A 24,980-nucleotide genomic window follows, 5' to 3' on the forward strand; every position below is an offset into this window, starting at 1 on the left:
TTCCGGTGGATCCGGGGCGGCCCTGGTGTCATCGTAGTGGCATGACCGAGCGCGAGAAGCCCGCTGAACCGGATCCCACCAGGGAGTTCCTCGACGGCGTGCGCGCCGAGGAGACCCCGTGGCGGACGGAGCGTCCCGCCGAGCAGGAGCGCCCGGAGCCGGCGATCGAGAAGCCGTCGCGCTGGCGCCGTGCCGCGCCCTACCTGCAGGCGGGCGCGGCGGCGGGCTGGATCGCCAGTGCGGCGCTGTCCGACAACGACGATTACGAGGACGGCTACGACGCCGGGTTCGAGGCGGGCGCCGGCGGCGAGAGCTACGGGAGCTGAACCGCGCGCATCCGCTCGATCTCGGCGGTCTGCCCGGTGATCACTTCCTGCGCCATCTCCTGCGCGCGGTCGTTGAGCCCGCCGGCGAGCTGCTGCTCGGCCATGGTCAGCGCGCCCTCGTGGTGCCGGATCATCAGGTCCAGGAACAGGCGGTCGAAGTCGGTGCCCTTGGCCGCGCGCAGCTGGTCGAGCTGCTCGGGCGTGGCCATGCCCGGCATCGTCGCGTGATCGTGACCCCCGTGTCCGCCGTGCCCAGCGTGTCCACTGTGGCTGGTGGGGTCTTCTTCGGGCGGGACCGGCTTGCCGTGCTGGGTGAGCCACGCGGTCATCTGGTCGATCTCGGCGCCCTGCGCGGCGTCGATCCGGCTCGCGATGCCCCGCACCAGCTCGTTGCTCGCCCGCTCGGCGACCAGATCGGTCATCACGATCGCCTGCCGGTGGTGCGGGATCATGTTCGTGACGTAGTTGACGTCGACTTCGCTGAGCGTCACTTCCTGTTGATGCCCGCCCGCTTCGCCCGGCGGGACCGCGGTGGCGCTTTCGCCCGGCTTGCCCGGGACCAGCACGCCCACCGAGGGCTGTGCAGCCTCTGGAGGCGGGACCGGCTCGTTCGAGCATCCCGCCAGCAGCGCGCAGGCGAGCCCCGCGGCGACCGCGGCGGTCACTGTTCGTGTCATGTCGCCAGCGAACCGCCTCGGCGGCCGGTTCGTCAATCCTCCCAGGAACCGGACCCCTTCTTAAGTAGCTATCGACCATCTGTCCGAAAGGACATAATCTGCTCCGACCAGTGAAAGATTGGGGGCTCGTGTGGTGAACAGGATTTTCCGGACCCACCGCCTTTCCCGTGTGTTCGTGGCAGCCGCCGGTGCGGCAGGTCTCGCGCTGTCCGGGCTCGCCGGCGTCCCGGGCGCGGTCGCCCAGAGCGGGATCCCGCCGGTGGACCAGATCGTGCACAGCCCGAACATCCGGCAGATCGCCAACATCCCGAAGCAGGCGCCGTTCAACACGACGAACGCGCTCGGCACCGACATCGCGTTCACCGGCGACCACGCGATCGTCGGCAACTACGACGGCTTCGTCATCTACGACATCAAGCAGCCGTCGAAGCCGGAGATCGTCAGCCAGGTGCTCTGCCCCGGCTCGCAGAACGACGTCTCGGTCTCCGGGAACCTGCTGTTCCTGTCCACCGACTCCTCACGCAGCGACAACTCCTGCCAGAGCGCCCCGCTGCCCGCTTCGAACAAGGGTGCGTGGGAGGGCATCAAGGTCTTCGACATCTCGGACCTGAAGAACCCGAAGTACGTCTCCGCGGTGGAGACCGACTGCGGTTCGCACACCCACACGCTGGTGCCGGACGAGAAGACCGACTCCACGCTGCTCTACGTCTCGTCGTACGCGCCGGCCGCGAACCTGCCGGACTGCCAGCCGCCGCACGACAAGATCTCCATCGTCAAGGTGCCGAACCAGGCCCCGCAGGACGCCGCGCTGATCGCCACCCCGGTGCTCTTCCCGGACGGCGGCAACCCCGGCGGCGACAACCCGGACGGCACGCGCCGCTCGGCCACCACCGGCTGCCACGACCTCACCGCCTTCCCGGAGAAGAACCTGATGGGCGGCGCGTGCATGGGTGACGGCGTGCTGATCGACATCACCGACCGGCTGAACCCGCGGGTGATCGAGCGGGTGCAGGACAACGTGAACTTCGCGTTCTGGCACTCGGCCACCTTCAACAACGACGGCACCAAGGTGGTCTTCACCGACGAGCTCGGCGGCGGCGGCCTGGCCACCTGCAACGCGAAGTTCGGCCCGAACCGCGGTGCCGACGGCATCTACGACATCACCGGCACCGGCGACGACCGCAAGCTCGAGTTCCGCAGCTACTACAAGATCTCGCGCTACCAGGCCGAAACCGAGAACTGCGTGGCGCACAACGGCTCGCTGATCCCGGTCAAGGGCCGCGACATCATGGTGCAGGCGTGGTACCAGGGCGGCATCTCGGTCTGGGACTTCACCGACTCGGCGAACCCCAAGGAGATCGCCTGGTGGGAGCGCGGCCCGCTGTCGAACACGGAGAACATCACCGGTGGTTCGTGGTCGGCGTACTACTACAACGGCTACATCTACTCCTCGGACATCCAGAAGGGCCTCGACGTGCTCGATGTGCGTGACCGCGCCACCGCGCCCGGGAAGTCCGTGAAGTTCGACGAGTTCAACCCGCAGACGCAGCCGCGCTACGGCCGCTGATCGGGGAACGCCCTGTCACGAATGTGGCTTTCGAGACGCCCAACGTCTCGAAAGCCACATTCGTGACGTGCAAGGGGAACTAGACGAGCCAGGCGGCGGCGTCCGGCGGCAGCTTGCCGTCGACCAGGGGAGTGCTGGACAGCAGCACCTCGCCCGGCGGCAGGTCCACCGGCGCCGCCGAGGTGTTCAGCGCGCACACCAGGCCGCCTGGCTTGCGGCGCAAGGCAAAGCAGCCCGCCGGCGCGCCGTACCACTCGACTTCCTCGCCGTCGAAGGCCGGATGCTGGTGCCGCAGTTCCAGCGCGTGCCGGTAGAGCGAGAGCGTGGAACCGGCGTCCTCCAGTTGCGCCTCCACGGTCAGCCCGGCCCATTCGGCGGGCATCGGCAGCCAGGCCCGCTCCGCGGTGGAGAAGCCGAACGGCGGTTCCTCGCCCTCCCAGGGAATCGGCACGCGGCAGCCGTCACGGCCGCGGTCCGGGCCCGCCGTGCGTGCCCGCGGGTCGACCATCGCCTCCACCGGCAGGTCCACATTGGCCAGGCCGAGTTCTTCGCCGTTGTACAGGTAGATCGCGCCGGGCAGGGCCAGTTCCACCAGCGCCATCGCGCGTGCCCGCCGCAAACCCTGCTCGCCACCGCCGTACCGGCTCACCTGCCGCCAGACGTCGTGATTGGACAGTGTCCAGGTGGCGGGCACCCCGGCGCTGCGCGCGACCGCCAGTGAGCGCTCGATCGACGCACGCATCGCGTCGGCGTCGAAATGGGTGAGCACCAGGCGGAAGTTGAAGCCGAGGTGGAGTTCGTCCGGGCGGAGGTAGCGGGCGAAGCGCTCCTCGTCGGACACCCAGATCTCACCGACCGCCATCGTGCCCGGGTACTCGTCGAGCACCTTGCGGATCATCTGGTGGATCTCGTGCACGCCGTCGTTGTCGAAGCGGCGGTCCGGGATGTCGCGGTACTCACCGCTGATCAGCGCGTCCGCACCGGCCGCGCGCAGGTCCATGTCGGGCAGGCCGGGCGGTTTCGCCATGCCGTGCGCCACGTCGATGCGGAAACCGTCGATGCCGCGGTCCAGCCAGAACCGCAGCGTGCGCTCGAGATCCGCGTGCACCTCGGGATTGCCCCAGTTGAGGTCGGGCTGTTCCGGGGCGAACAGGTGCAGGTACCACTGCCCGTCCGGCACGCGGGTCCACGCCGGACCGCCGAACGCGCTGACCCAGTTGTTCGGCGGGTGCTCACCGGTGATGCCGAGGCCCTCGCGGAAGATGTAGCGCTCCCGCTCGGGACTGCCCGGCAGCGACGCGAGCGCGGCGGTGAACCACTCGTGCCGGTCGCTGGTGTGGTTGGGCACCAGGTCGATGGTGACCTTCATGCCGCGCCCGTGTGCCTCCTCGACCAGCCGGTCGAAGGCGGCCAGATCACCGAACAACGGGTCGACGTCACGCGGATCCGAGATGTCGTAACCGTTGTCGGCCATCGGCGAGCGGTAGAACGGGGTCAGCCACAGCGCGTCGACGCCCAGCAGTTCCAGGTACCCGAGCCTGCTGCGGATTCCGTCCAGGTCACCGACCCCGTCACCGTCGGAGTCGGCGAAGGAACGCACGTACACCTGGTAGAAAACGCTGTCACGCCACCACTGGCCTTCGCCCGCCGCGGTGGTTTTGCTGTCGGCAGCTCTGCGCACGAGGCGCAATCCTTCCACCTCCACGGCGGGGCTCGTCCAGCAGCGTCCGGTTTTTTCTTTCCTGGCTTCAGATCCAGCTGTTCATCATGCTCTGTGCGGCCATTTCGAGGTACGCCCAGAGCTGTTCGGCGTAAGGCTCGGGCAGGTTCGCTTCGTCCACGGCGACCCGCATCGCGCGCAGCCACGCGTCGCGCTCGATCGGGCCGATCTTGAACGGCGCGTGCCGCATCCGCAGCCGCGGGTGCCCGCGCTGGTCGGAGTAGGTGTGCGGACCACCCCAGTACTGCATGAGGAACAGCCGGAACCGCTCCTCGGCCGGGCCGAGGTCCTCCTCCGGGTAGAGCGGGCGGAGGATCTCGTCCTCGGCCACCTGCTGGTAGAACCGCCCGACGATGAACCGGAACGTCGGCTCACCGCCGACGGCCTCGTAGAACGTCTGGGGTTCCTGCGTGTCGGACGTCGCTGGGCTCACTTCCACCACTCCATCATGCCTGGCTGTTCGTGGTCGAGCCGCCGAAGAACCGGCCGAGCGGCGGCTCGAACCCGGCGTCCTCCAGCGCGCTCATGATCCGGGCGCGCAGCGCGCGCTGGGCGGCCCACTGCCTGCCGGGGCGCACCTTCACCGTCATCCGCAGCTGCATGCCCTCGGGCGTGACGGCCTCCACGCCGAGCACCTCGGGCGCTTCGAGCACGTCGGAGGCCAGCGGCTCGCTCTTGACCGCGTCCTCGGCGACCTCGGCGAGCAGCGCGGTCGCCCGGCTGACGTCGGCGTTGTAGTTCAGCGGCACGTCGACCACGGCGACGGCGTGGCCCTGGCTGGAGTTGCCGACCCGCAGCACTTCGCCGTTGCGGACGTACCAGACGGTGCCGTTCAGGTCACGCACGGTGGTGATCCGGAGCCCGACCGCCTCCACGGTGCCGGTGGCCTCACCGAGGTCGACGACGTCACCGACGCCGTACTGGTCCTCGAGCATCATGAACATGCCGGACAGGAAGTCCTTGACCAGGTTCTGCGCACCGAACCCGAGCGCCACGCCGACGATGCCCGCCGACGCGATGATCGGGCCGAGATTGATGCCCAGCTCACCGAGCACCAGGATGAAGGCGAGGCCGTAGACCAGGAACGTGGTCAGCGACTTGAGCACCGAGCCGATCGTCTTGGCGCGCTGGCGGCGGCGTTCGGCCACCAGCGGGCCGAGGATCTCCGGCGCGCGCTCGCGCAGCGGGCGCAGGATGGTGGGCAGCTTGCCGCTGCTCGCGCCGTTGTTCTCGGGCAGCGTGGTGACCTTGTCGATCAGCCTGCGGGCGAGCAGCCGGACCAGGAACGCGATGACGAGGATCAGCAGGATCCGCACCGGCTTCTCGAGCAGCCAGTTCGCCGATCCGGCCAGCCACGCGTTGCCGGTCGTGTCGTAGACCCAGCGGCACCAGCTGCCCGCTTCCTGGGCGCAGAGCGGTATCGGGTCGGTGGGCTGCTGGCTGAGCAGTGCGTTCACGGCTGAGAGGTACTCCTTTTCCGTGGGTGTTTCGCTCATCGTCACGTGGATTTCACGCGCTCCGGCGAGTGTTCCGGGAAGGGCGGGTGAGCCACGCGCTCGGGGTCGCCGGAACCGGCCACCACGGTACCGGTCGATGACACGTCGGATAACACACGTGCGCGATGGGTGTGATCTGTGGTCTTCTATGGCTGAACCGGTGGAGGTGGTCGAGTGCCAGACCGACAACCGATCCCCTTCGGCGCGCCGGGCCGGGAATTGGCCGGGCAGGCGCCGGAGGTTGTGTCCTGCGTCCACTCGGGCGGGTCGACCGGACCCCAGCCCAGTGGTCCGCCGAGCCGTGGCGGGCGTGTGACCCGCGTACACGGCCAGCGCAAGGGACGCGATCCGGGGGGTTCGGGGCCGGCCACGCCACTGGGCGGGCGGCGTCGGGTGCTGCTGCTCAACGCCACCTTCGAGCCGCTGACCGCGCTGCCGCTGCGGCGCGCGGTGGTGCTGCTGCTGTGCGGCAAGGCCGAGGTGGTGCACGGTGATCCGGCCGGGCTGATCCTGCACGCGGCGACGATGACCGTGCCGGTGCCCTCGGTGATCCGGCTGAGCACCTACGTGCGCGTGCCCTACCGCGCGCAGGTGCCGCTGACCAGGGCCGGGCTGATGCACCGCGACCGGTACCGCTGCGTGTACTGCGGTGGCCGCGCGGAGACCATCGACCACGTGGTCCCGCGCAGCAAGGGCGGCGAGCACAGCTGGCAGAACTGCGTGGCGTGCTGCACGAAGTGCAACCACCGCAAGGCGGATTCGCTGCTCAGCGAGATCGGCTGGCGGCTGCCGGTGGTGCCGAGGGCACCGCACGGTCCGCACTGGCGGCTGCTCGCGCACACCACGGACGCGGATCCGCTCTGGCGCCAGTACCTCGGCGCCCCGGCCGCCTGAGGGCAGCCGGGGCGCCGGTGGGCCGTTGCCGGTCGGTGCTGGTGGTTCAGCTGGTGACGCGCGTGCCGCAGGTGACCCGGGTACCACGCGTGACGCGGGTGCCCCTGGTGACGCGGGTGCCCGCGGTGACGCGGGTGCCCGCCGCTGCCGTAACGCGGGTGCCCGCTGCCGCGGTGACCCGGGTGCCCGCCGCCGCGGTGACCCGGGTGCCCTGAGCGCAGGCCGTGACCCGGGTGCCCGCCGCTGCCGTGACGCGCGTGCCTGCTTCCGCCATGACCCGGGTGCCCTGAGCACAGGCCGTGACGCGGGTGCCCGGCGTGCAGGCCGTGACGCGGGTGCCTCGCGTGACCCGGGTGCCGCAGGTGACCCGCGTACCCCTGGTGACGCGCGTACCCCGGGTGACCCGCGTGCCCGCGGTGACCCTGGTACCAGCGGTGACGCGGGTACCGCAGGTGACCCTGGTGCCCGCGGTGACCCGGGTACCGCGCGTGACGCGGGTGCCACGGGTGACTCGCGTACCGGCGGTGACGCGTGTGTCCCGCGTCACCCTCGTGCCACGCCCGTCCGAGTCAAGACTCAGCCGGGTCATCTCGTTGAGTGACGAAAAACGGTCGTACGTCGCCTGGGCGGGGGTGGGGGCGCTCTGCATGACGTGTCCTCCTGGGACCGTTCCGTGACAATTGAAGCTGGGAAGCGAGGCGGCAAGGCCCGTACAGGTGAAAAAAGTACGAGGATTTCACCGTGGGAACAAGACAACAGCGGTGAGTACCGCCGCACGTACGTTGAGTTGCCATCTTTCGGCCACCCCGCTTCCCCCTGTTGGCCGGTTGCCGACGAGGCAAGCGGGGGACGCCCCGTGAATGCTTGGCCAACCACGGCGTCCCGGCACACCCGGCTGGGCCATCAGCTACGCTGCGCGCGTGAACTTGGTCGAGACGCTTCTGGTCTTCGCGGCCGCGCCGCTGGCCATCTACCTGGTGGTCAGCCTGGTGACGCTGCGGTCGAAATTCTCCGGTGCGCCGAGGTACCGCCCCGGCCAGCCCTGGGAATACGCGCCGATCTGGTGGAGCGCGAACCCCGAGGGAGCCGGTCGCCGGCTCGCCGCCGGGACCGAGGAAGGCGGCGCCACCGCCGTCACGGCACGAGGAGGGGCTCGTGGGAGCTGGTGAACTGACCCACGGCGGCGCGAGCACCGCCGTGGACGAGCGTGACCTGCCCGCCGGCACCGTGGTGCTGCCGACCGGCCGCATCAGCGCCGCCAAGATGTACGAGCCCGCTGGTCCGGTTGGCCCATTCAACGCCGTCCAGCTGGCCCGCCTCGACGAGGCGCTCACCCTGGCCACCCGCGAAACGGGCCTGGACTTCAGCGTCTACCTGGGTGAACTGGGCGAGGACAGCCGCGCCGCGGCCGAACGGCTGCACGCCTCCATCGGCGAGGGCGCCACGGACGCGGTGCTGATCGCCGTTTCGCCCGGTGAGCGCGTGGTCGAGGTGGTCACCGGGGAGCGCGCCTTCCACCGCCTGCCCGACCGCGGGGCCAAGCTCGCGGTGATGAGCATGGTCGCCTCCTTCAAGGAGGGCGACCTGGTCGGTGGCCTGGTCAGCGGCCTGCGCATGATGACCGACCAGGCGGGCCCGGCGCCCAAGAACTAGAGCAACGCGTCACGGGGCGTGACCACCGAGCCGGTGGTCACGCCCCGTTTTGCGTTACGCCTGCTGGTCGAACTCGCGGGCGGCCAGTGCGCGCACGATGCCCGCCCGGCCCTCCGACACCAGCCGCCGCAGCGCCGCCGGGTGGTCACCGGCGAGCCAGGCGTCGGCTGCTTCGACCGTGCTCCGCACCACCGCCCACGACGGGAAGAGCCCCATCACGGTCGGCTGCGCGCGCTCGCTGGAGCGCCGCTGCCACACCTCGTCGATCTGCGCGAAGTACTTCTCCACGTACGCCCCGAGCAGCGCCTTCTGGCCGGGGTGCGAGAACCCGCCGATCAGCGCGTTGCTGACGGCGTTGGGCAGCTCGTCGTCGAAGACCGCGCGCTGCCAGGCGTCCGCCTTCGCCTCGGGCGTCGGGCGCAGCGCGCGCGAGCCCTCGGCCTGGCGGCGGCCGGTGGCGGTGTTGTCGCGGGCCAGCTCGGCGTCGATCTCGTCGTCACCGGCCTTGCCGTGCGCGACGAGCGCCTGGAGCAGCCGCCACCGCAGGTCGGTGTCCACGGTGAGGCCCTCGAGCGGGGCCGAGCCGTCGAGCCAGCCTGCCACCGCGGTGAGCGCCGTCTCGTCCAGCACCCCACCGGCGAGCGAGTTGACGAAGGCCAGCTGGTGGTCCGAACCCGGCTGCGCCGACTTCGCCAGCTCGAGCAGCTTGCCGGTGAAGGCGGGCCAGCCCTGTGACATCGCCCACTCCGGCTCCGCGTAGGAGTTGAGCGCGGTCTGCGCCTGGAGCAGCAGCCGCTGCACCACGCCGACCTCGCTCTCGGCGTGCACGCCGCGCGACACCAGGGTGACGAAGTCGCGGGCCTTCAGCTCGGCCTCGCGGGTCATCTCCCAGGCCGCCGACCAGCACAGCGTGCGGGGCAGCGGGTCGGTGATGTCGGCGATCCGGTCGATCAGGGTGACCAGCGAACCGCTGTCCAGCCGCATCGTGCAGTAGGTCAGGTCGTCGTCGTTGACCAGCACCAGCTTGCCCGCCGGCACGCCGACCAGGTCCGGCACGGCGGTGCGCTCACCGGTCACGTCCAGCTCGACGCGCTTGCTCCGGGTGATCCGGCCCGCCTCGTCCTCGTCGTAGACGCCGACCGCGATGCGGTGCGTGCGCAGCTCACCGGCACCCGGCTTGGCGCCCGACTGCACCACCTCGAACGAGCTGAACCGGCCGTCGCCGTCCACCTCGAACCGCGGCGTGAGCGAGTTGAGCCCGGTGGTCTCCAGCCATTCGGCGCTCCACCACGACAGGTCGCGGCCGGAGGCTTCTTCGAGCGCGGCCAGCAGGTCGGCCAGCGTCGCGTTGCCCCAGGCGTGCTTGCCGAAGTACAGGCGCAGCCCGGCGAGGAAGTTGTCCTGGCCGACGTAGGCGACCAGCTGCTTGAGCACGCTGGCGCCCTTGGCGTAGGTGATGCCGTCGAAGTTCACCTCGACCGCGTGCAGGTCGACGATGTCCGCGGCGATCGGGTGCGTGGAGGGCAGCTGGTCCTGCCGGTAGGCCCACGACTTCTCGATGTTGGCGAAGCTGGTCCACGCGTTGGTGTACTCGGTGGCTTCGGCCTGGGCGAGCACGCTGGCGAAGGTGGCGAACGACTCGTTCAGCCACAGGTCGTCCCACCAGCGCATGGTGACCAGGTCGCCGAACCACATGTGCGCCATCTCGTGCAGCAGCGTTTCGGCGCGGCGCTCGTAGGCGTACCGGGTCACGCGCGAGCGGAAGACGTAGTCCTCCAGGAAGGTGACCGCGCCGGCGTTCTCCATCGCGCCCGCGTTGAACTCGGGCACGAAGAGCTGGTCGTACTTGCTGAACGGGTAGGTGGTGCCGAACTTCTCGTGGTAGAAGCCGAAGCCCTGCTTGGTCTCGGTGAACAGGCGCTCGGCGTCCATGTGCTCGGCGAGCGAGGCGCGGCAGTAGATGCCCAGCGGGATCTCGCCGTGCTCGTCGGTGTAGGTGTCGCGCCATTCGGCGTACGGGCCGGCGATCAGCGCGACCAGGTAGGTGGAGATCCGCTCGGAGGTGGCGAACACGGTGCGGACCGCGCCCTCCGGGGTGTCCTCGGTGGACTCCACCAGCGCGTTCGAGACGACCTTCCAGTCGCGCGGCGCGATCACGGTGAGCCGGTAGACCGACTTCAGGTCCGGCTGGTCGAAGCAGGCGAACATGCGCTTGGCGTCGGCGGTCTCGAACTGCGTGTAGAGGTAGACGCCCTCGTCGACCGGGTCGACGAACCGGTGCAGGCCCTCGCCGGTGTTCATGTAGCGGCAGTCGGCCTCCACCACCAGCTCGTTCGAGGCGGCCAGCTCGGGCAGCGCGATGCCGTCCTCCTCGCGGTAGTTCTCGATCGCGAGCTTGTTGCCGTTGAGCGTGGCCGAGCGCACCTGCTCGGCGACGATGTCGACCCAGGAGCCCTCGCCGGGCCGGGCGCTGGAGAACCGGACGGTGGTCTTCGAGTCGAAGATCTTCTCGCCCGGTCCGCCGCGGCCGTCGGTCAGGTCGAGCTCGATGTCGTAGGACTCGACCTCGAGCAGTCCGGCTCGCTGCTGGGCTTGGTCGCGCGTCAGGTTCGGGGCGGGCACAGGCACCTCTGGTCGTTGATATCGGTTATCGGTTCGCTTACCACGGCATCCAATCATGTGAGCTGCCTCGCTGACGATGGGGAACAACGGCCGGGCGTGTGCTGTTGCGCTGGAGCAGAGAGCCCCACCGAGCAGGGAGACGTGATGACCGCAGCCAAGCAGGCCGAGGTGGACTTCTACTTCGACCCGATCTGCCCGTACGCCTGGATCAGCTCGCGCTGGATCCTCGAGGTGGAAAAGCACCGGGACATCGACCTGAAGTTCCGCGTGATGAGCTTGTCGGTGCTGAACGAGAACCGCGACGACCTGCCCGAGGAGTACCGCGCGCTGCTGGACCAGGGCTGGGGCCCGGTGCGCGTGGCGATCGCGGTCGCCGAGGCCAAGGGCGAGGCGGTGCTGCGTGACTACTACACCGCGATCGGCACCCGCATCCACAACCAGGGCCGCGGTTACGGCGACGAGGTCATCCGCGAGGCGCTGCGGGAGATCGGCGCGCCGGAGGACCTGGCCGAGGCGGCGAAGTCCACCCAGTACGACGAGGCGCTGCGCAAGAGCCACCACGAGGGCATGGACCCGGTCGGCTCGGACGTCGGCACGCCGACCATCCACATCAACGGGGTCGCCTTCTTCGGCCCGGTGCTGACGTCCATCCCGCGCGGGGAGGACGCGCTGCGCGTGTTCGACGGGGCGTACGCACTGGCGTCCTACCCGGACTTCTTCGAGCTGAAGCGGACGCGCACGGGCACGGACGCGCTGAACTTCGACTGAGCCGGGGCCGGGCTCGGGGAGCGAACACGAATGTGGCTTTCGGGGCGGAAAGTGCCCCGAAAGCCACATTCGTGTCCAGTCCGGGGCGGCTCGGCGCGGTGACCGGTTGACTCCGGTCGGTAGGCTTCCCCGAATGGGAGCCGTTTCGAACCGCGCCTGGCGTGCGGTGCTCGGTGTCACGAATGTGGCTTTCGAGACGCCAAACGTCTCGAAAGCCACATTCGTGACATCCCCGATCGGTGGTCGCCATCGTCGGCGCTGGGCCACCAGGTTGGAAAGGGCTCGCTGAATGGGAGCCGTTTCCACGCCGGTGTCGCGGTCACGGGTGGCGATCGCCGGGTTCATCGGCACCACCATCGAGTTCTACGACTTCTACATCTACGGCACCGCGGCCGTGCTCGTCTTCGGGGACGTCTTCTTCCCGAAGTTCTCCGCGACGGCGGGCACGATCGCCTCGCTGGCCACCTTCGGCGTCGGCTTTGTCGCGCGGCCGCTCGGAGCCGTCCTTTTCGGACATTTCGGTGACCGGATCGGCCGCAAGCGGATGCTGGTCGTGTCGTTGCTGCTGATGGGGCTGAGCACGGTCGCGGTCGGCCTGGTGCCGGGGTACACCACGCTCGGCGTGCTCGCGCCGGTCCTGCTGACCGTGTTCCGCTTCCTCCAGGGCATCGGGCTCGGCGGCGAGTGGGGCGGCGCGGTGCTGCTCTCGGTCGAATACGCGCCCGAGGGCAAGCGCGGGCTGTACTCCAGTTTCCCGCAACTGGGCCCCGCGGTCGGGTTCTTCCTCTCCGGCGGGGTTTTCCTGCTGCTCACCTCGGTGCTGTCCACCGAGAACTTCCGCGCGTGGGGCTGGCGCATCCCGTTCCTGCTCAGCGCCGTGCTGGTGGTGGTCAGTTACTACATCCGGATGACCATCGCCGAGACGCCCGTCTTCCAGCAGGCGATGGACAAGGCCGGGCGCGCCAGGGTGCCGTTGTTCGAGGTGGTCCGCCGCCAGGGCTGGGTGCTGCTGCTGGCCTCGGGCGCGATGGTGCTGGCGCACACGCTCTTCTACACCGTGATGACCTTCAACCTGTCCTACGGCACGACCGTGCTGAAGCTGTCCTACAGCGCCATGCTGACCTGCACGGTGATCGCCGCGGTCTGCCTCGGCCTGGCGACGCTGGCCTCCGCCCGGCTGTCGGACCGCCTGGGGCGCAAGCGGGTCTGCCTCGGCGCGGCCGCGGTTTCGGTGCTCTGGGCGTTCCCGATGTACTGGCTGATGAACACCGCGAACCCGGTGCTGATCACGGTGGCGCTCAGCGGCGGCATGGTGATCATGGGCTTGTTCTTCGGGCCGATGGGCGCGTTCCTGCCGGAGCTTTTTGCCACGCGGTACCGCTATTCGGGCGCGTCGGTGGCGTACAGCATGGGCGGCATCGTCGGCGGTGCGGTGTCGCCGATCCTGGCCACCGAGTTCTACGCCGCGGCCGGGTCGTCGTGGCCGACTTCGCTGTACCTGGTGGGCGTGTCCGTGGTGGCCGCGGGCTGCGTGGCGCTGCTCACCGAGACCTACCGCAGCGACCTGGCGGGGTAGCACCGGCTACACCCCCGATCCGGGTGCTGCCGCGATTTCCCTTGCCCGGCAGCGGTTCTAGCGTTCCGGGCATGATCGATTCCTGGGGTGTCCGCCGGTTCCTCCTGCTGGCCTACGGCGGTGCGTGGCTGGTGATGACGCCGCTGTGGCTGAGCGGGTTCGAGCGGGCGGACGGTGCGGAGGAAGCGGGCCTGGGCGCGCAGGTGTCCATCGCGCTGATGATGCTGACGCCCGCGCTGGCCGCGATCCTCGTGCTGTCGCGGGACCACCGCCCACGCGAGCTGCCGCGGCTGCTCGGCATGACCCGGCCGCGGCCGGGTAGCTGCGTGCTGGCCTTTCTCGCGACGCTCGCCCTGTCCGTCGCGTCGCTGGCGCTGGCGACGATGGCCGGGGTGTACGAGCCCGACCTCTCCGGCTTCTCGGTGTTGTCGTTCTTCGCCGTGAACGCGGCCGGGTTCGTGCTGTCGCTGCCGCTGTTCCTCGGTGAGGAACTCGGCTGGCAGGGTTATCTGCTGCCGCGGCTGCTCCCGCTGGGGTACTGGCGCGCCCTGCTGCTGATGGGCGCGATCTGGGGGCTGTGGCACCTGCCGACGGTGCTGCTCGGCGGCCAGTTCCCCGGTCATCCCGCGTGGCTGACCGTGCCCGCGGTGCTGGCCGGCGGCTGTTTGATCGGCGTGTACATCGGGTGGCTGCGGCTGCGCACCGGCTCGGTCTGGCCGACCGTGGTCGCGCACAGCGTGGTCAGCGACGTCGGCCCGCGGCTGACCGGCACGCTGGCCGGTCGCGGGCACGTGGTGGACCCGCTGCAGACCGGCCTGCTCGGCTGGACCGGCTGGCTGGTGCTCGGCGGATTCGCCGCGGCGCTGGCGGTCAGCCGAGGCGCAACGCGGCCCGTGTGACGTCCTCGGCCACCGGGGAGGCGGCGATGGCCGCCGCCGCGTCGAGTTCACCGGCGCGCACGGCACTGTCCAAAGTGATCAGACGACGCAGGATCTCCTTCTGCGCCACCAGGAAGTCGCGGTCAACCGGCGCACCGTGACCGGGCACGATCACCTCGGCGCCGAGCCCGAGCACACCGTCGAGCGCGCCCGGCCAGCCTCCGAGCGTGGTGTCCGTGCCGAAGGATTCCGCGGTGAACGAGCCTGGCGGCGCGAATTCGACCAGGTCGCCGGCGAACACCACGGACGCGTCCGGCACGTGCACCACCACGTCGTTGTCGCTGTGGGCGGGCCCGAAGTGGACCAGCTCGACCCGGCGGCCGCCGACGTGCAGCTCGGCCCGGTCGCTGAGCAGCCGGTCGGGCAGCGCGAGCCGGCCGCGCGCGGCCAGCTCGCGGTGGCAGTTCTCGTGCGCCCAGACCTCGCACGGCAGGAACGCCGGGACGCCGAACGAGTGGTCGAAGTGGTCGTGCGTGAGCACCACGGTCCACGGGTGCGGGGTCACCTCGCGCACCGCGCCCGCCAGTTCGGCGCCTTCCTCCGCGTTGGCGCGGGTGTCGATCACCAGGCAGGCGCCGTCGCCGACGACCAGCCCGACGGTCAGGTCCCATTCGCGGTAGCGGCGGGCGTACACGCCGTCCGCGACCTCGTCCCAGCGCACGGTCACTTCGGGGTCACGTCGACGAAGACGCCTTCGTCGAGATAGGGCGCCATCTTGGACGAGTTCACCGCGATCGCCAGATCCACGTCGCGCATGTGCCCGGCCTGGCTGAGTTCCTTGCCCGACGACGAACTGGCCACCACCGCGCCGACGTCGGCGCCCGCGGCCCGGTAGGCGCGCGCGGCCAGGCTCGCTTCGGCCGACGGCCACTGCGCGCCCGCGGTGATCAGCGCGTCGACGATGGCCCCGGCGCCGAGCAGGTCCTCCGCGCTCGGCCGCAGCGGCCCGCTGGACCCGAGATCGGTGAGCACGTCGACGCCCCAGCGCTCCCCGGCGGGCACCACGCCGATCGGCCCGCCCTGCGCCAGCACGCGCGCCATCCTGGCCACCGCGCGCGCGTTGCGCAGGCAGCCGGTGAGCACCTGGGTGCCCGCGCTGGCCGCCATCGCGCACAGCGTCGCGCCGTTCGGGGACGGCAGTGCCAGCAGCGTGCCCGCCGGAATGGTCAGCACCGACGCCGGTCGCAGGTTCCATTCCCATTCACCGGCCGGGACGGCCCCCGCCTCGCGTGCGGCCTCCACCGCGCGCTGGTCGCGCCAGCGCAGCGGCAGCACGCGGGCGCCGCGGCTGAGCGCGATGTCCACGGTGGTGGAGAACGAGAGCACGTCCACGATGATCAGCACCGCGCATTCCGCGCCCAGTGCGGTGATCCCCGACTCGCCCCATTCGAGCCTGATGTCGTGCCCCGGCTGCCCGAAGATGCTCATCGTCACAGCATGCCGGGCGGGCGCGCCCCGTGCTCCGCCGGATGGCAGACTCTGACCCCGTGCGTGTTTACCTTGGAGCCGACCATGCGGGCTTCGACCTGAAGAACCACCTGGTCCAGCACCTGCGCGAGCAGGGCCACGAAGTGACCGACGTCGGTCCGGCCGAGTACGACCCGGCCGACGACTACCCCGCGTTCTGCGTGGAGACCGCCCGCCGGGTGGTCGCCGACGAGGGCAGCCTCGGCATCGTCATCGGCGGCTCCGGCAACGGTGAGCAGATCGCCGCGAACAAGGTCGCCGGCGCCCGCGCCGGGCTGGCGTGGAGCGTGGAGACCGCGAAGCTGACGCGTGAGCACAATCACGCCCAGCTGATCGGGGTCGGCGCGCGGATGCACACCACCGAGCAGGCCGTCGAGATCGTCGAGGCGTTCCTCGCCACCGAGCCGTCGCCGGACGAGCGGCACGGGCGGCGGGTGCGGCAGCTGCTGGACTACGAGCGCACCGGAACGCCCCCGGCGCTGCCCTGATGCCGGAGGGGCACACCCTGCACCGCCTGGCGCGGCTGCACAAGCGGCGCTACGGCGGTGCCCCGGTCGAGGTGTCCAGCCCGCAGGGCCGGTTCGCCGCCGAAGCGTCCGTTGTGGACGGTCAGGTGCTGAAAACCGCCGAGGCGTACGGGAAGCACCTGTTCCACGACTACGGACCGGCGGGCGTGGTGCACGTCCACCTCGGGCTGTACGGCACCTTCGGCGAGGCGAAGCTGCCCGCGCCGGAACCGGTGGGGCAGGTGCGGATGCGGCTGGTCGGCCGCACGCACTGGACCGATCTGCGCGGGCCGACGCGCTGTGAGCTGCTCACCGAGGGCGAGGCCGACGCGATCAAGGCACGGCTCGGGCCGGACCCGCTGCGCCGCGACGCCAAGCCGGAACTGGCGTGGCAGCGCATCTCCGGTTCGCGGACCTCGATCGCCGCGTTGCTGATGGACCAGTCGGTGCTGGCCGGGGTCGGCAACGTCTACCGCGCCGAGGTGCTGTTCCGGCACGGCGTGGCCCCGATGCTCCCCGGGAAGACGCTGGACCGCTCGCTCTGGGACGCGATGTGGGCGGACCTGGTGGTGCTGATGCGCGAGGGCGTGCGCACCGGCCGGATCGACACGGTGGCCGACGAGCACCTGCCCGAGGTCACCGGCCGCGCGCCGCGGCGGGACCGGCACGGCGGAGAGGTCTACGTCTACCGCCGCACCGGTCAGCCGTGCCTGGTCTGCGGTACGCCCGTGGCCTTCCAGGAACTGGCGGGCCGCAAGCTGTACTGGTGCCCGGCCTGCCAGCCTTCGTGAGCGGTCAGAAACCGCCGCCGAAGTCCCCGCCGCCGAAGTCGCCACCACCGAAATCGCCGCCGCCGAAGTCGCCACCACCGGCGTCGCCGCCCATGTCGCCGCCGCCCGCGTCGGCCTCGGCCGCCGCGTCCTCCTGACCGGCGTCGTAACCGGACTCCCACGCCGACGCGCTGGCGATCCCGGCCATGCCGGAGAACATCGCGCTGAACAGCAGCATCGAGCCGAGACCCCAGGCACCCGCGACCAGCGCCGGCTTCCACCAGGGCTCGCTGTACCAGCCCTGCGGCACCGGGCGCCCGGCCACGCGGCCGCCGGGGTAGTAGTGCGGGGTGTTCGAAGTCGGGTCGGGCGAGGCCTCGTAGTGCTGGCCCTCGACGTCGACCGAGCGGTACTCGGTGACCTTGCCCGCGTTCTCGCGCTCGGGGTCGCGCGGCAGGTCCGGACCGGGATCCATGCCCATCGCGAGGCGCGCCGCGCGCACGTAGTAGAGGCCTTCGACGGCGGTTTCCTTGACCAGCCTGGCCTGTTCCTCGGTCTGCGCCTGCTCCATCTGCGAGCCGGCCGCGTTGTAGCGCTCGGCGGCGTCGGCCAGCGCCTGCTGCGAGGCGGTGTCCGAGCCGGTGAGGTTGAGCACCTGCCCGCCGAGGCGTTCGAGCAGGCGGCGGGCGTCGGCCTTGGCGTCGTCGAGGCGCTGCTGCTTGGCCGCCGCGTTCTTCCTGGCGAGGTAGACCCCGCCGCCGACCACCAGAACGACGAGAACGATCAGCACGATCGCGGTGCCCATGGTGACTCCCTGGGTTGTCGGTCTCCTGAACCGGACAACGCGGACGTCACCGCGGAGGTTCCCCCTGACGGGTGGCCCGGCTCACCCGGGGGATGGTGAGCCGGGCCAGTGGTCAGGTGGTCACCAGGCGCGGCCGACGGTGTAGGAGTCGGTCCAGATCTTCTGCAGGCGGACCACGTCGCCGGACTCCGGCGCGGCCCACATCTGCCCGTCACCGGCGAAGATGCCCACGTGGTAGACGCTGCCGCCGGAGTTGGCGAAGAAGATCAGGTCGCCGGGCTGCATGGCGGACTTGTCCACCGAGGCCACGGCGGCCCGCTGGTCGCGTGAGGTGCGCGGCAGCTCGATGCCGAGCTGGCGGTGCACGAACTGGGTCAGGCCGGAGCAGTCGAAGCTGTCCGGGCCGGTGGCGCCGTAGCTGTACGGCTTGCCCTGCTGCTCGGCCGCCTTCTCGACCAGGCTCTGCCCGGCCGGCTTGGGCGGCGCGGCTTCGGTGTGGGTGACCCCGCGGTGGTCGGGGGCTTCCACCGGGACGGGGACGGCGGGGGCGTCCGCTGCGGACGCGGTGCCGGGCAGGGTGAGAAGCGCTCCCGCGCCGGCCACGAAAGCTGCGGTCACGGTGCCGAGCCGCCGGGTGCGGCGCGGCAGCGATGCGGTGGACACTATTCGTCCTCCAGGGTGTTTCGTGCGTGTCGGGGACATCGGCCGAAACGACCGATCACGGGACGATAAACACGACTGACCCCGGATTTCGAAATATGGGGATTCCCGGTTCAGGTGATGCGGGCTACAGATCACGACCGGATATCAGGGTGAATTCCCAGCTCCAGGGGACCGAACTTGCACACCGATAAAGAAATCGCTGTGACGCAGATCACAGTGCGGGAGGTGTTTTGGCTCACCCTTTCGGTTTACGGCCGGTCAGTATTCGTACCGGTACCGCCTCGGTGAACCGGCCGTCCGGTTGCGCGGCGGCCAATGCCTGGCGAAGATCTTGGTCGAAGGAATCCCACTGCTCCGGGGCCAGCCGGTCCCGGGGCGCGGCCGAGTAGAAGGACCCGATGAACTCGTCGATGCCGAACACTTCGCGGTAGTCGGCCCGATGCTCGCCGACCTCGGTGTACCCGGTCCTGACCAGCAGTTCCGCATACCGGTCGCGTTCGGCGCGGCTGGTCCCGCAGGTCGGGAAGCTCAGCGGGCCGAGCCATTTCGACGCGGTTTCGCGCAGCGCCGGCGCCCAGGGTGCGTCCTGGGTCCAGACCGGCGTCCCGTTGGCGACGACGGCGATGCCGCCACCCGGTTCGAGCAGTGGCCAGAGCGCGGTGAACACCGTTTCCGCAGCCATCCAGTGCAGTGCCTGCCCGATGGTGACCAGGCGCAGGCTTTCCTCGCCCAGCAGTGCTTCGAGGTCACCGATGTCGCTGTCGTAACCGACCAGCCACGCCGTGTTGCCCACCCCGGCTTCTTTGGCTTTCCGCCGGGCGTGGGTGAGCATGTCGGCGGATGGATCGAGGCCGATCGCGCAGCCGGCGTGCCCGGCGAGCGGGATGGTCAATTGCCCGGTACCGCACCCGAGATCGAGCACCTTCGCGTGTTCGCCCAACGCGAACCGGGTGGCCAGGAATTCGATCTCGGCCGGTCGATATCCGCGCCGGTATTCGGCGTAGTTGTCCGCGGTGTCCCCGTCGAATACCCCAGCTGTACCCATGCGTGGGATTGTGGTCGGCGGAATCGGGCGGCGGCAACAAATTCAGCTGCGGGCGAGCGGCGGGGCTGGAAGCATCGCCGCCATGTCGAAAGCCGTCTACCTGATCACCGGCATCTCCGCCGCCGGGAAGTCCACGGTGGCCCAGGAACTGGCCACCTCGCTGCCCGCCGCGGTGCACCTGCGGGGTGACACCTTCCGCAGGATGGTGGTGACCGGCCGCCACGAGATGTCGGCCGAGCCGACCCCGGAGGCGATCGCGCAGCTGCGGCTGCGGTACCGCCTGGCCGCGGCCTGTGCCGACGGCTACTTCGACGCCGGGTTCGACGTGGTTTTCCAGGACGTGATCCTCGGCGAGTACCTGCCGGAGGTGATCGGCCTGCTGCGCAGCCGTCCCCTGATCGTCGTGGTGCTCGCGCCCGATCCGGCGGTCGTCGCGGAGCGTGAGCGGGGCCGGGCCAAAAGCGCGTACGTGGGCTATACGCCCCAGATGCTCGACGACGAACTTCGCCGCAACACCCCGAAGGTCGGGCTCTGGCTGGATTCCTCGCGGCAGACCCCCGCGGAGACTGCCGCCGAGATCCTCGCGCGCGGCTGGACCGAGGGTCAGGTGCGGTAACCGAGGGTTGCTCCGGCCAACAACTTTGCGATACAAAGTCCAAGTACTTTGAATCGCAAAGTTGGAGGGGACGTGACCACGATGTCCGGAGAGAGCCCGCCGTTGTCGGCGCGGGAGTCGCTGGAACTGATCAACCGGGAGTCGGCGGTGGCCGCGAAGCGGCTGCACGGCGGGGGCAGGCACCTGCCCGGCCTGTGGGCCGTGCTGTGGTTCCTCGCCTTCGGCACCTTCCACCTGGCGGGCAACGGCTGGCCGGGGCCGGTTTTCCCGCTCTGGGTGCCGGGGGTGGTGATGACCGTGTTGTTCGCGACCGGCTCGGTGACCAGCGCGGTGGTCGGCATTCGCTCGGGCCGGGGTGTGCGCGGCACGTCCTCGAAGGCCGGGGCGATGTACGGCTTCAGCTGGCCGATCGCCTTCGCCACGGTGATCGCGGTGAACCTGCTGCTGATGGCCAAGGGCATGCCCGAGGAGCTGATCCCGCCGCTGTGGGCGGGCACCATGATGGGCCTGGCCGGGGCGTTGTGCCTGGCGGGCGGCGCGATGTACCGCGACGTGCTGTTCTACGGCTCCGGGGTGGTGCTCCTGCTGACCGCGGTCGGCGCGGTGCTGGCCGGGGTGGACTACCAGAACGCGGTGGTGGCCGTCGGCGGGTTGCTCTCGTTCGGGTCGGCGTGGCTGGTCGAGCAGCGGCGGTGCCGATGAGCGTGGAACTGGACCCGGTGATCCACGCGCAGGCGCGGTTGCGGGTGACGGTCGCGCTCGCCGCGCTGGCCGACGGTGACTCGATCTCGTTCCCGCGGTTGCAGGAACTGCTGGGCATGACCGCCGGGAACCTGTCCACGCACCTGCGCAAGCTCGAGGACGCGGAGTACGTCGAGATCACCAAGACCCACCAGCGCCGCACGCCGGTGACGTACGTGTCGCTCACCCGGCGCGGGCGGCTGGCCTTCGAGGACTACACGGCGTCGCTGAAGGCGCTGCTGAACGGAAGTGGACGGGATAGCCAGCGCGACTAGAACACGTTATAGTTCTGCGCTGTGAAGTTCTCCCTCTCGATTGCCATGAGCCCGCTGGACCAGCTCACCGAGTTGGCGGTCACGGCTGAGCAGAGCGGTTTTTCCTCGGTCGTGCTGCCGGACTCGCTGTTCTATTCCGAGGAGGTGTCGGCGGACTACCCGTACACGCCGGACGGGAACAGGTTCTGGAACGAGGAGACGCCGTGGGCCGATCCGCTGGTCGCCACCGCGGCGATGGGCGCGGTCACCTCGACGATCGAGTTCTACACGTCGGTGCTGAAGCTGGGGTCGCGGAACCCGGTGCTGCTGGCCAGGCAGGTGAACTCGGTGGCCGCGCTGACCGGCGGGCGGTTCGGGCTGGGGCTCGGTGTCGGCTGGTCGCCGGAGGAGTTCGAATGGTGCGGCGCGCCGTACGCCCGGCGCGGCAAGCGGGTGGACGAGGCGATCGAGGTGCTGCGGCTGATCCTCGACGGCGGGATGGTCGAGTACCACGGGGAGTTCTTCGACTTCGGCAAGCTGCGCATGAGCCCGACGCCGCCGAAGCGGGTGCCGTTCTACGTGGGCGGGCACACCGAGGTGGCGTTGAAGCGGGCGGCGAAGTACGCGGACGGCTGGTCGTCGGCGATGATGAAGTTCGACGACCTGCGGTCCACGATCGGGCGGCTGCGTGAGTTGCTGGCGGAGGCGGGCCGGGCGGATGCGCCGTTCGAATACCAGGCGGTGTGCATCGACAGCTTCGGCGTGGACGGGTATCGCGCGCAGGCGGACATCGGCGTGACGGACGTGATCACCATGCCGTGGATGTTCGACGGCATCGGTTTCGACGGTGAGCTGTCGGCGAAGAAGGATTCGATCCGCCGGTTCGGGGATGAGGTCATCGCGGTGGTCGGAGGGGAGCGAGGATGAGCATCACGGTCAGCTGGGATCCCGAGGCCGAGCAGCCGCCGGCGCGCGTGGCGGCGTGGCGGTCGATGAACGCGGTGGTGCGCGGGGCGAAGGAGGAGTGGCTGTCCCTGTTCGCCGACGACGCGACCGTGGAGGACCCGGTCGGCCCGTCCTTTTTCGACGAAGAGGGCAAGGGGCACCACGGCCGGGAAGGCATCTCGGCGTTCTGGGACAAGACGATCGGGCAGGTGGAGCGCTTCGAATTCACCATCCGCGACTCCCACGCGGCGGGGGACGAGGTGGCCAACGTCGGCACCATCACCACCTACCTGCCCGGCAACTACCGCGTCGACACGGACGGCGTTTTCGTCTACCGCGTCGGCGAAGACGGCCTGATCCGCTCGATGCGTGCCTTCTGGGAAACCGACCGCGCGATGGCAACGGCGCGTGAGGTCAAGGACTGACCCCGGTAGAACGGCGGAAGCGGCGGCTCCCTTGGCCGGGGCCGCCGCTTCACTGTTGTGCCTGAACTGCGGTTTTCGTGGTTGGAGCGGGCGACGGGAATCGAACCCGCGTAGCCAGTTTGGAAGACTGGGGCTCTACCATTGAGCTACGCCCGCGTGCGCCCGTGGTACCGGGTGCACAGGCAGCTTACCGGTTGCCGCTAAGCTGGGTGCAAGCCACCCGGGTGGCTTACGGGATGTGGCGCAGCTTGGTAGCGCATTCGCTTTGGGAGCGAAGGGTCGCAGGTTCAAATCCTGTCATCCCGACCGCAGGCCGCGATCAGGCCGTTTTGCGGACGAGGCCGGTGTAGCCGGCGACGGCGAGGGTCGCCAGGCCCCAGACCGCCGCCTGGACGAGCCAGATGGCCACCGTGAACCACTGTCCCGGCGTGGTCGCGGTGTCGAGATCGCAGCGCGTGCGGAGGCCGGTGGGGGCCAGCGGCAGCCCGCGGTCCAGGCCCAAACCGATGAGTTCGACAGGCGTGCACTGCTGCCCGGGCGTTCCCGAGGCGGCGGTGCGTTCCGCGGCGTAGCCGGGCCGTGTGTCGACGTGACCCGCCCAGAGGCCGAAGCCGCCCGCCGCGATGAGCGCCAGCAGCAGTGCGGCGGCGGTGCGGCGCGTGCGGTAGCCGTAACCGGTCAGCGCGCCCCACAGCCGGTGACCCCAGCGAGCCAGCGGCCCGCCCAGCGCCCCGGGTGACCGCCGGTGCAGGTCCCGCTGCTGCGCGATCAGGATGTGCCGGGCGTTGCTGTCGTGCCCCGCCGCCCGCTCCGCGACGGCCAGCTTCTGGTACGGCGACGGCGCGTAGTAACCGGTGTGGAAGCGGATCAGGTGCACCCACTCCGGCCAGTCGACATCGGACAGTGCGTCGAAGGTGAAACCGTCCAGCCCAACGGATCGGGAGTACCGGCACGAACCGCCCCACGGCTCGGGGCAGACCAGCTCGGCCGGGAAGAACACCGTGCCGTCGACCCGGGTGTCTTCGAGATCCAGCCCGATCGCCGACCCGTTGTCGATCCCGGTGTCGCGGAGGACGAGCTGACCGCTGATGTGCGCGCCGAGCAGGTGCACGGCCGCTGCCTGGCGATCGCCGGTGAGCCGCGCGTGCCGCAGCGTCACGCTCCGCTCCGCGCGAAGGCGATCCGCGCACAGCACGGACCCGCTGGTGTTCTCACCACGCAACCACCGCGCGTTCAGCAAACCCCTGATCTGGGCGTCGTGCAGGCAGACGGCGCTGTGCTCGCTGTTCGCGGTGAACCACGCGCTGATCAGGTACAGATTGCCGAGCACGGTCAGGTTCGCACCGACGAACGCGCTGCCGCCGGGATTGTCGCAGTGCAGGCCTTCCGCGTTGAGCTGACCGCCGATGTGCGCGCTGTGCAGGCGAATCGCGCCTTGTGCGCTGTTGCCGGTGAGCCGCGCGTGCGTCAGGTGCAGATCACCGTCAACCTTCAGGTCGTCACTGAGCAGCGCGACGCCGGAGGGGTTGTCGCAGTGCAGGTGCTCGGCGTTGACCTGGCTTCCGATGTGCGCGTCGACGAGGCGGACCGTGCCGTTCTCGCCGCGGCCGGCGTAGCGTGCCCCGGCCAGGTGCAGGCTCCCGGTCACCTGGATGCGCTCGGCGCTCAGCGCCGGCCCGCCGGCGTTGGCGCAGTTCAGGCGCGTCAGGTTGAGCTGGCCGCCGATGCGGGCGCTGTGCAGGCGGATCGCGCCGAGCGGGCTGTGGCCGGTGAGGTGCGCGTTGTCCAGGTACAGACCACCCCCGATGTCCAGGTGCTCGGCGTTCACGGCGATGCCGGAGGGGTTGTCGCAGCGCAGGTGCTCGGCGGAGAGCTGGCCGCCGATGTGCGCGCCGTGCAGGCGGATCGCGCCGTGTGCGCTGGTGCTGATGATGTTTGCGTGCGCCAGGCGGAGGTCGCCGTCGACCTTCGCATCGTCGGCGTCGAAGGTGCCACCGCGCAGTCGCGAGGCTCGGAGCGCGCCGTCGATGTGCGCGCCAGACAACTGGACCGAGTCCCGCACGTCACCGTCTTCCAGTACCAGGTCTCCGGTGACGCGCAGGCCGCGCGCGTACAGCCCGATGATGCGGCTGCCCGTCAGGATCAACCGGGGCAGCTGAGCGCCGAACGCGGTGATCGGCCAGGTGAAGGCACAACCGGTCAGCTCGAGCCCGGCGCTGGTTTCGAGGTGGTCCAGGTCGAGGTGCCCGACGATGCGGGCACCCCGGAGCCGGACCCCGTGGGGATCGAGTTCGCCGTGCTCCCCGCGGAGCAGTTCACGGATCAGCCGGGCCCGGACCTGCTGATCCGGATCGCTGGTGGCGGCGAGAAGGTTGCTGCTCACCTCGCCGCACACCAGCTCGTCGCCGTGGCGGGCGGCGCGCACCAGTTCGCGCTCACGCGCCGACAGCTCGGTCAGGACGGGCACGGGCTCGACGTCGGTCACCCGCCCATCGTCGAGCATCCC

The 24,980-nt window shown here is 70.2% G+C and carries 27 protein-coding genes and 2 tRNA genes; 16 read left to right on the top strand and 13 right to left on the bottom strand.

Going from position 1 to position 24,980, the window contains the following annotated elements; genetic code table 11:
- Positions 1-41: 41 nt before the first annotated feature.
- Complete coding sequence (locus tag A4R43_RS39425) at positions 42-326, top strand: hypothetical protein (RefSeq protein ID WP_113696738.1); 285 nt, start codon at positions 42-44, stop codon at positions 324-326.
- Here the strand turns inward: A4R43_RS39425 and A4R43_RS39430 are convergent.
- Positions 314-1,003 carry a DUF305 domain-containing protein gene (locus A4R43_RS39430; protein ID WP_113696739.1) on the bottom strand — a complete coding sequence of 230 codons (690 nt, stop codon included), beginning with the start codon at positions 1,001-1,003 and terminating at the stop codon, positions 314-316. The two genes, A4R43_RS39425 and A4R43_RS39430, sit on opposite strands and share 13 nt — an antisense overlap.
- A gap of 175 nt (positions 1,004-1,178) precedes the next feature.
- Here A4R43_RS39430 and A4R43_RS39435 point away from each other — a divergent pair, with 175 nt between their 5' ends.
- Entirely contained in the window at positions 1,179-2,570 is a 1,392-nt protein-coding gene (locus A4R43_RS39435; protein ID WP_236808537.1) for an LVIVD repeat-containing protein, read from the top strand.
- Between the two features lie 79 nt (positions 2,571-2,649).
- Here A4R43_RS39435 and A4R43_RS39440 read toward each other — a convergent pair whose 3' ends face one another.
- The 3 genes from A4R43_RS39440 to A4R43_RS39450 all read right to left on the bottom strand — a co-directional run bounded on the left by A4R43_RS39440 (position 2,650) and on the right by A4R43_RS39450 (position 5,747).
- Positions 2,650-4,251: a glycoside hydrolase family 13 protein gene (locus tag A4R43_RS39440; RefSeq protein ID WP_113698188.1), complete on the bottom strand. Its 1,602-nt coding sequence runs from the start codon at positions 4,249-4,251 to the stop codon at positions 2,650-2,652.
- A gap of 67 nt (positions 4,252-4,318) precedes the next feature.
- Positions 4,319-4,723 carry a globin gene (locus tag A4R43_RS39445; protein ID WP_113698189.1) on the bottom strand — a complete coding sequence of 135 codons (405 nt, stop codon included), beginning with the start codon at positions 4,721-4,723 and terminating at the stop codon, positions 4,319-4,321.
- A gap of 13 nt (positions 4,724-4,736) precedes the next feature.
- A complete protein-coding gene (locus A4R43_RS39450) occupies positions 4,737-5,747 on the bottom strand; it encodes a mechanosensitive ion channel family protein (protein ID WP_418190783.1) in 1,011 nt (336 codons plus the stop codon).
- A gap of 213 nt (positions 5,748-5,960) precedes the next feature.
- On the opposite strand from A4R43_RS39450, the gene A4R43_RS39455 reads away from it, so the two are divergent.
- Entirely contained in the window at positions 5,961-6,680 is a 720-nt protein-coding gene (locus tag A4R43_RS39455) for an HNH endonuclease (protein ID WP_236808539.1), read from the top strand.
- Positions 6,681-6,726: 46 nt separating this feature from the next.
- On the opposite strand, the gene A4R43_RS39460 is transcribed toward A4R43_RS39455, so the two are convergent.
- Entirely contained in the window at positions 6,727-7,227 is a 501-nt protein-coding gene (locus A4R43_RS39460; RefSeq protein WP_205215164.1) for a hypothetical protein, read from the bottom strand.
- Between the two features lie 373 nt (positions 7,228-7,600).
- Here A4R43_RS39460 and ctaJ point away from each other — a divergent pair, with 373 nt between their 5' ends.
- Together ctaJ and A4R43_RS39470 are read left to right on the top strand one after the other, a co-directional pair.
- Positions 7,601-7,849 (top strand): aa3-type cytochrome oxidase subunit CtaJ, encoded by a 249-nt coding sequence (gene ctaJ / locus A4R43_RS39465; RefSeq protein ID WP_205215165.1) that lies wholly within the window; start codon positions 7,601-7,603, stop codon positions 7,847-7,849.
- On the top strand, positions 7,836-8,333 hold the full coding sequence (locus A4R43_RS39470) for a DUF5130 family protein (protein WP_113696743.1): 498 nt from the start codon (positions 7,836-7,838) through the stop codon (positions 8,331-8,333). Before ctaJ ends, A4R43_RS39470 begins: the two co-directional genes overlap by 14 nt.
- Positions 8,334-8,387: 54 nt before the next feature.
- Here the strand turns inward: A4R43_RS39470 and pepN are convergent, their stop codons facing one another.
- On the bottom strand, positions 8,388-10,955 hold the full coding sequence (gene pepN, locus A4R43_RS39475) for an aminopeptidase N (protein WP_113696744.1): 2,568 nt from the start codon (positions 10,953-10,955) through the stop codon (positions 8,388-8,390).
- 144 nt (positions 10,956-11,099) lie between these two features.
- Between pepN and A4R43_RS39480 the strand changes: the two genes are divergently transcribed.
- The 3 genes from A4R43_RS39480 to A4R43_RS39490 all read left to right on the top strand — a co-directional run bounded on the left by A4R43_RS39480 (position 11,100) and on the right by A4R43_RS39490 (position 14,198).
- A complete protein-coding gene (locus tag A4R43_RS39480; RefSeq protein WP_113696745.1) occupies positions 11,100-11,723 on the top strand; it encodes a mycothiol-dependent nitroreductase Rv2466c family protein in 624 nt (207 codons plus the stop codon).
- A gap of 289 nt (positions 11,724-12,012) precedes the next feature.
- The gene (locus A4R43_RS39485; protein ID WP_113696746.1) at positions 12,013-13,299 is read left to right on the top strand and encodes an MFS transporter; all 1,287 of its coding nucleotides are present in this window, start codon (positions 12,013-12,015) and stop codon (positions 13,297-13,299) included.
- A gap of 71 nt (positions 13,300-13,370) precedes the next feature.
- Positions 13,371-14,198, top strand: a complete 828-nt coding sequence (locus A4R43_RS39490; protein ID WP_113696747.1) for a CPBP family intramembrane glutamic endopeptidase — start codon at positions 13,371-13,373, stop codon at positions 14,196-14,198.
- Here A4R43_RS39490 and A4R43_RS39495 read toward each other — a convergent pair.
- Positions 14,170-14,904, bottom strand: a complete 735-nt coding sequence (locus A4R43_RS39495; protein ID WP_113696748.1) for an MBL fold metallo-hydrolase — start codon at positions 14,902-14,904, stop codon at positions 14,170-14,172. The two genes, A4R43_RS39490 and A4R43_RS39495, sit on opposite strands and share 29 nt — an antisense overlap.
- Positions 14,901-15,665, bottom strand: a complete 765-nt coding sequence (locus tag A4R43_RS39500; protein WP_113696749.1) for a 2-phosphosulfolactate phosphatase — start codon at positions 15,663-15,665, stop codon at positions 14,901-14,903. The genes A4R43_RS39495 and A4R43_RS39500 overlap by 4 nt, the downstream gene beginning before the upstream one ends.
- A 59-nt stretch (positions 15,666-15,724) precedes the next feature.
- Between A4R43_RS39500 and A4R43_RS39505 the strand changes: the two genes are divergently transcribed.
- Positions 15,725-16,192 carry a ribose-5-phosphate isomerase gene (locus A4R43_RS39505; RefSeq protein ID WP_205215166.1) on the top strand — a complete coding sequence of 156 codons (468 nt, stop codon included), beginning with the start codon at positions 15,725-15,727 and terminating at the stop codon, positions 16,190-16,192.
- A complete protein-coding gene (locus tag A4R43_RS39510) occupies positions 16,192-17,001 on the top strand; it encodes an Fpg/Nei family DNA glycosylase (RefSeq protein WP_113696751.1) in 810 nt (269 codons plus the stop codon). The genes A4R43_RS39505 and A4R43_RS39510 overlap by 1 nt, the downstream gene beginning before the upstream one ends.
- A gap of 4 nt (positions 17,002-17,005) precedes the next feature.
- Here the strand turns inward: A4R43_RS39510 and A4R43_RS39515 are convergent, their stop codons facing one another.
- The 3 genes from A4R43_RS39515 to A4R43_RS39525 form a co-directional block, all read right to left on the bottom strand.
- Complete coding sequence (locus A4R43_RS39515; protein WP_113696752.1) at positions 17,006-17,785, bottom strand: hypothetical protein; 780 nt, start codon at positions 17,783-17,785, stop codon at positions 17,006-17,008.
- A gap of 120 nt (positions 17,786-17,905) precedes the next feature.
- Positions 17,906-18,448: a C40 family peptidase gene (locus A4R43_RS39520; RefSeq protein ID WP_418190784.1), complete on the bottom strand. Its 543-nt coding sequence runs from the start codon at positions 18,446-18,448 to the stop codon at positions 17,906-17,908.
- Positions 18,449-18,683: 235 nt separating this feature from the next.
- A complete protein-coding gene (locus tag A4R43_RS39525) occupies positions 18,684-19,493 on the bottom strand; it encodes a class I SAM-dependent methyltransferase (RefSeq protein WP_113696754.1) in 810 nt (269 codons plus the stop codon).
- 82 nt (positions 19,494-19,575) lie between these two features.
- Here A4R43_RS39525 and A4R43_RS39530 point away from each other — a divergent pair, with 82 nt between their 5' ends.
- From A4R43_RS39530 to A4R43_RS39550, 5 genes are all read left to right on the top strand, one after another.
- A complete protein-coding gene (locus A4R43_RS39530) occupies positions 19,576-20,109 on the top strand; it encodes an AAA family ATPase (RefSeq protein ID WP_113696755.1) in 534 nt (177 codons plus the stop codon).
- Between the two features lie 72 nt (positions 20,110-20,181).
- A complete protein-coding gene (locus tag A4R43_RS39535) occupies positions 20,182-20,811 on the top strand; it encodes a hypothetical protein (protein ID WP_162788760.1) in 630 nt (209 codons plus the stop codon).
- Entirely contained in the window at positions 20,808-21,125 is a 318-nt protein-coding gene (locus A4R43_RS39540) for a transcriptional regulator (RefSeq protein WP_113698191.1), read from the top strand. Before A4R43_RS39535 ends, A4R43_RS39540 begins: the two co-directional genes overlap by 4 nt.
- A gap of 21 nt (positions 21,126-21,146) precedes the next feature.
- The gene (locus tag A4R43_RS39545; RefSeq protein WP_113696757.1) at positions 21,147-22,031 is read left to right on the top strand and encodes a TIGR03619 family F420-dependent LLM class oxidoreductase; all 885 of its coding nucleotides are present in this window, start codon (positions 21,147-21,149) and stop codon (positions 22,029-22,031) included.
- Positions 22,028-22,474: a nuclear transport factor 2 family protein gene (locus A4R43_RS39550; protein WP_113696758.1), complete on the top strand. Its 447-nt coding sequence runs from the start codon at positions 22,028-22,030 to the stop codon at positions 22,472-22,474. Before A4R43_RS39545 ends, A4R43_RS39550 begins: the two co-directional genes overlap by 4 nt.
- Positions 22,475-22,556: 82 nt before the next feature.
- On the opposite strand, the gene A4R43_RS39555 is transcribed toward A4R43_RS39550, so the two are convergent.
- Positions 22,557-22,630 (bottom strand) — tRNA-Gly (locus tag A4R43_RS39555).
- A 76-nt stretch (positions 22,631-22,706) separates the two neighbouring features.
- Here A4R43_RS39555 and A4R43_RS39560 point away from each other — a divergent pair.
- A tRNA-Pro gene (locus tag A4R43_RS39560) sits at positions 22,707-22,780 on the top strand.
- Between the two features lie 13 nt (positions 22,781-22,793).
- Here the strand turns inward: A4R43_RS39560 and A4R43_RS39565 are convergent.
- The gene (locus tag A4R43_RS39565; RefSeq protein WP_162788761.1) at positions 22,794-24,959 is read right to left on the bottom strand and encodes a hypothetical protein; all 2,166 of its coding nucleotides are present in this window, start codon (positions 24,957-24,959) and stop codon (positions 22,794-22,796) included.
- Between the last annotated feature and the right edge of the window lie 21 nt (positions 24,960-24,980).

The sequence above is a fragment of the Amycolatopsis albispora genome, from assembly GCF_003312875.1.
Lineage (GTDB): Bacteria > Actinomycetota > Actinomycetes > Mycobacteriales > Pseudonocardiaceae > Amycolatopsis > Amycolatopsis albispora.

What these genes read in the sequence shown, in the direction of transcription:
- A4R43_RS39550 (WP_113696758.1), top strand. Translation starts at nt 22,028, where the DNA reads ATGAGCATCACGGTCAGCTGGGATCCCGAGGCCGAGCAGCCGCCGGCG.
- A4R43_RS39530 (WP_113696755.1), top strand. Translation starts at nt 19,576, where the DNA reads ATGTCGAAAGCCGTCTACCTGATCACCGGCATCTCCGCCGCCGGGAAG.
- A4R43_RS39490 (WP_113696747.1), top strand. Translation starts at nt 13,371, where the DNA reads ATGATCGATTCCTGGGGTGTCCGCCGGTTCCTCCTGCTGGCCTACGGC.
- A4R43_RS39515 (WP_113696752.1), bottom strand. Translation starts at nt 17,785, where the DNA reads ATGGGCACCGCGATCGTGCTGATCGTTCTCGTCGTTCTGGTGGTCGGC.
- A4R43_RS39510 (WP_113696751.1), top strand. Translation starts at nt 16,192, where the DNA reads ATGCCGGAGGGGCACACCCTGCACCGCCTGGCGCGGCTGCACAAGCGG.
- A4R43_RS39425 (WP_113696738.1), top strand. Translation starts at nt 42, where the DNA reads ATGACCGAGCGCGAGAAGCCCGCTGAACCGGATCCCACCAGGGAGTTC.
- A4R43_RS39525 (WP_113696754.1), bottom strand. Translation starts at nt 19,493, where the DNA reads ATGGGTACAGCTGGGGTATTCGACGGGGACACCGCGGACAACTACGCC.
- A4R43_RS39480 (WP_113696745.1), top strand. Translation starts at nt 11,100, where the DNA reads ATGACCGCAGCCAAGCAGGCCGAGGTGGACTTCTACTTCGACCCGATC.
- A4R43_RS39430 (WP_113696739.1), bottom strand. Translation starts at nt 1,003, where the DNA reads ATGACACGAACAGTGACCGCCGCGGTCGCCGCGGGGCTCGCCTGCGCG.
- A4R43_RS39500 (WP_113696749.1), bottom strand. Translation starts at nt 15,665, where the DNA reads ATGAGCATCTTCGGGCAGCCGGGGCACGACATCAGGCTCGAATGGGGC.
- A4R43_RS39540 (WP_113698191.1), top strand. Translation starts at nt 20,808, where the DNA reads ATGAGCGTGGAACTGGACCCGGTGATCCACGCGCAGGCGCGGTTGCGG.
- A4R43_RS39485 (WP_113696746.1), top strand. Translation starts at nt 12,013, where the DNA reads ATGGGAGCCGTTTCCACGCCGGTGTCGCGGTCACGGGTGGCGATCGCC.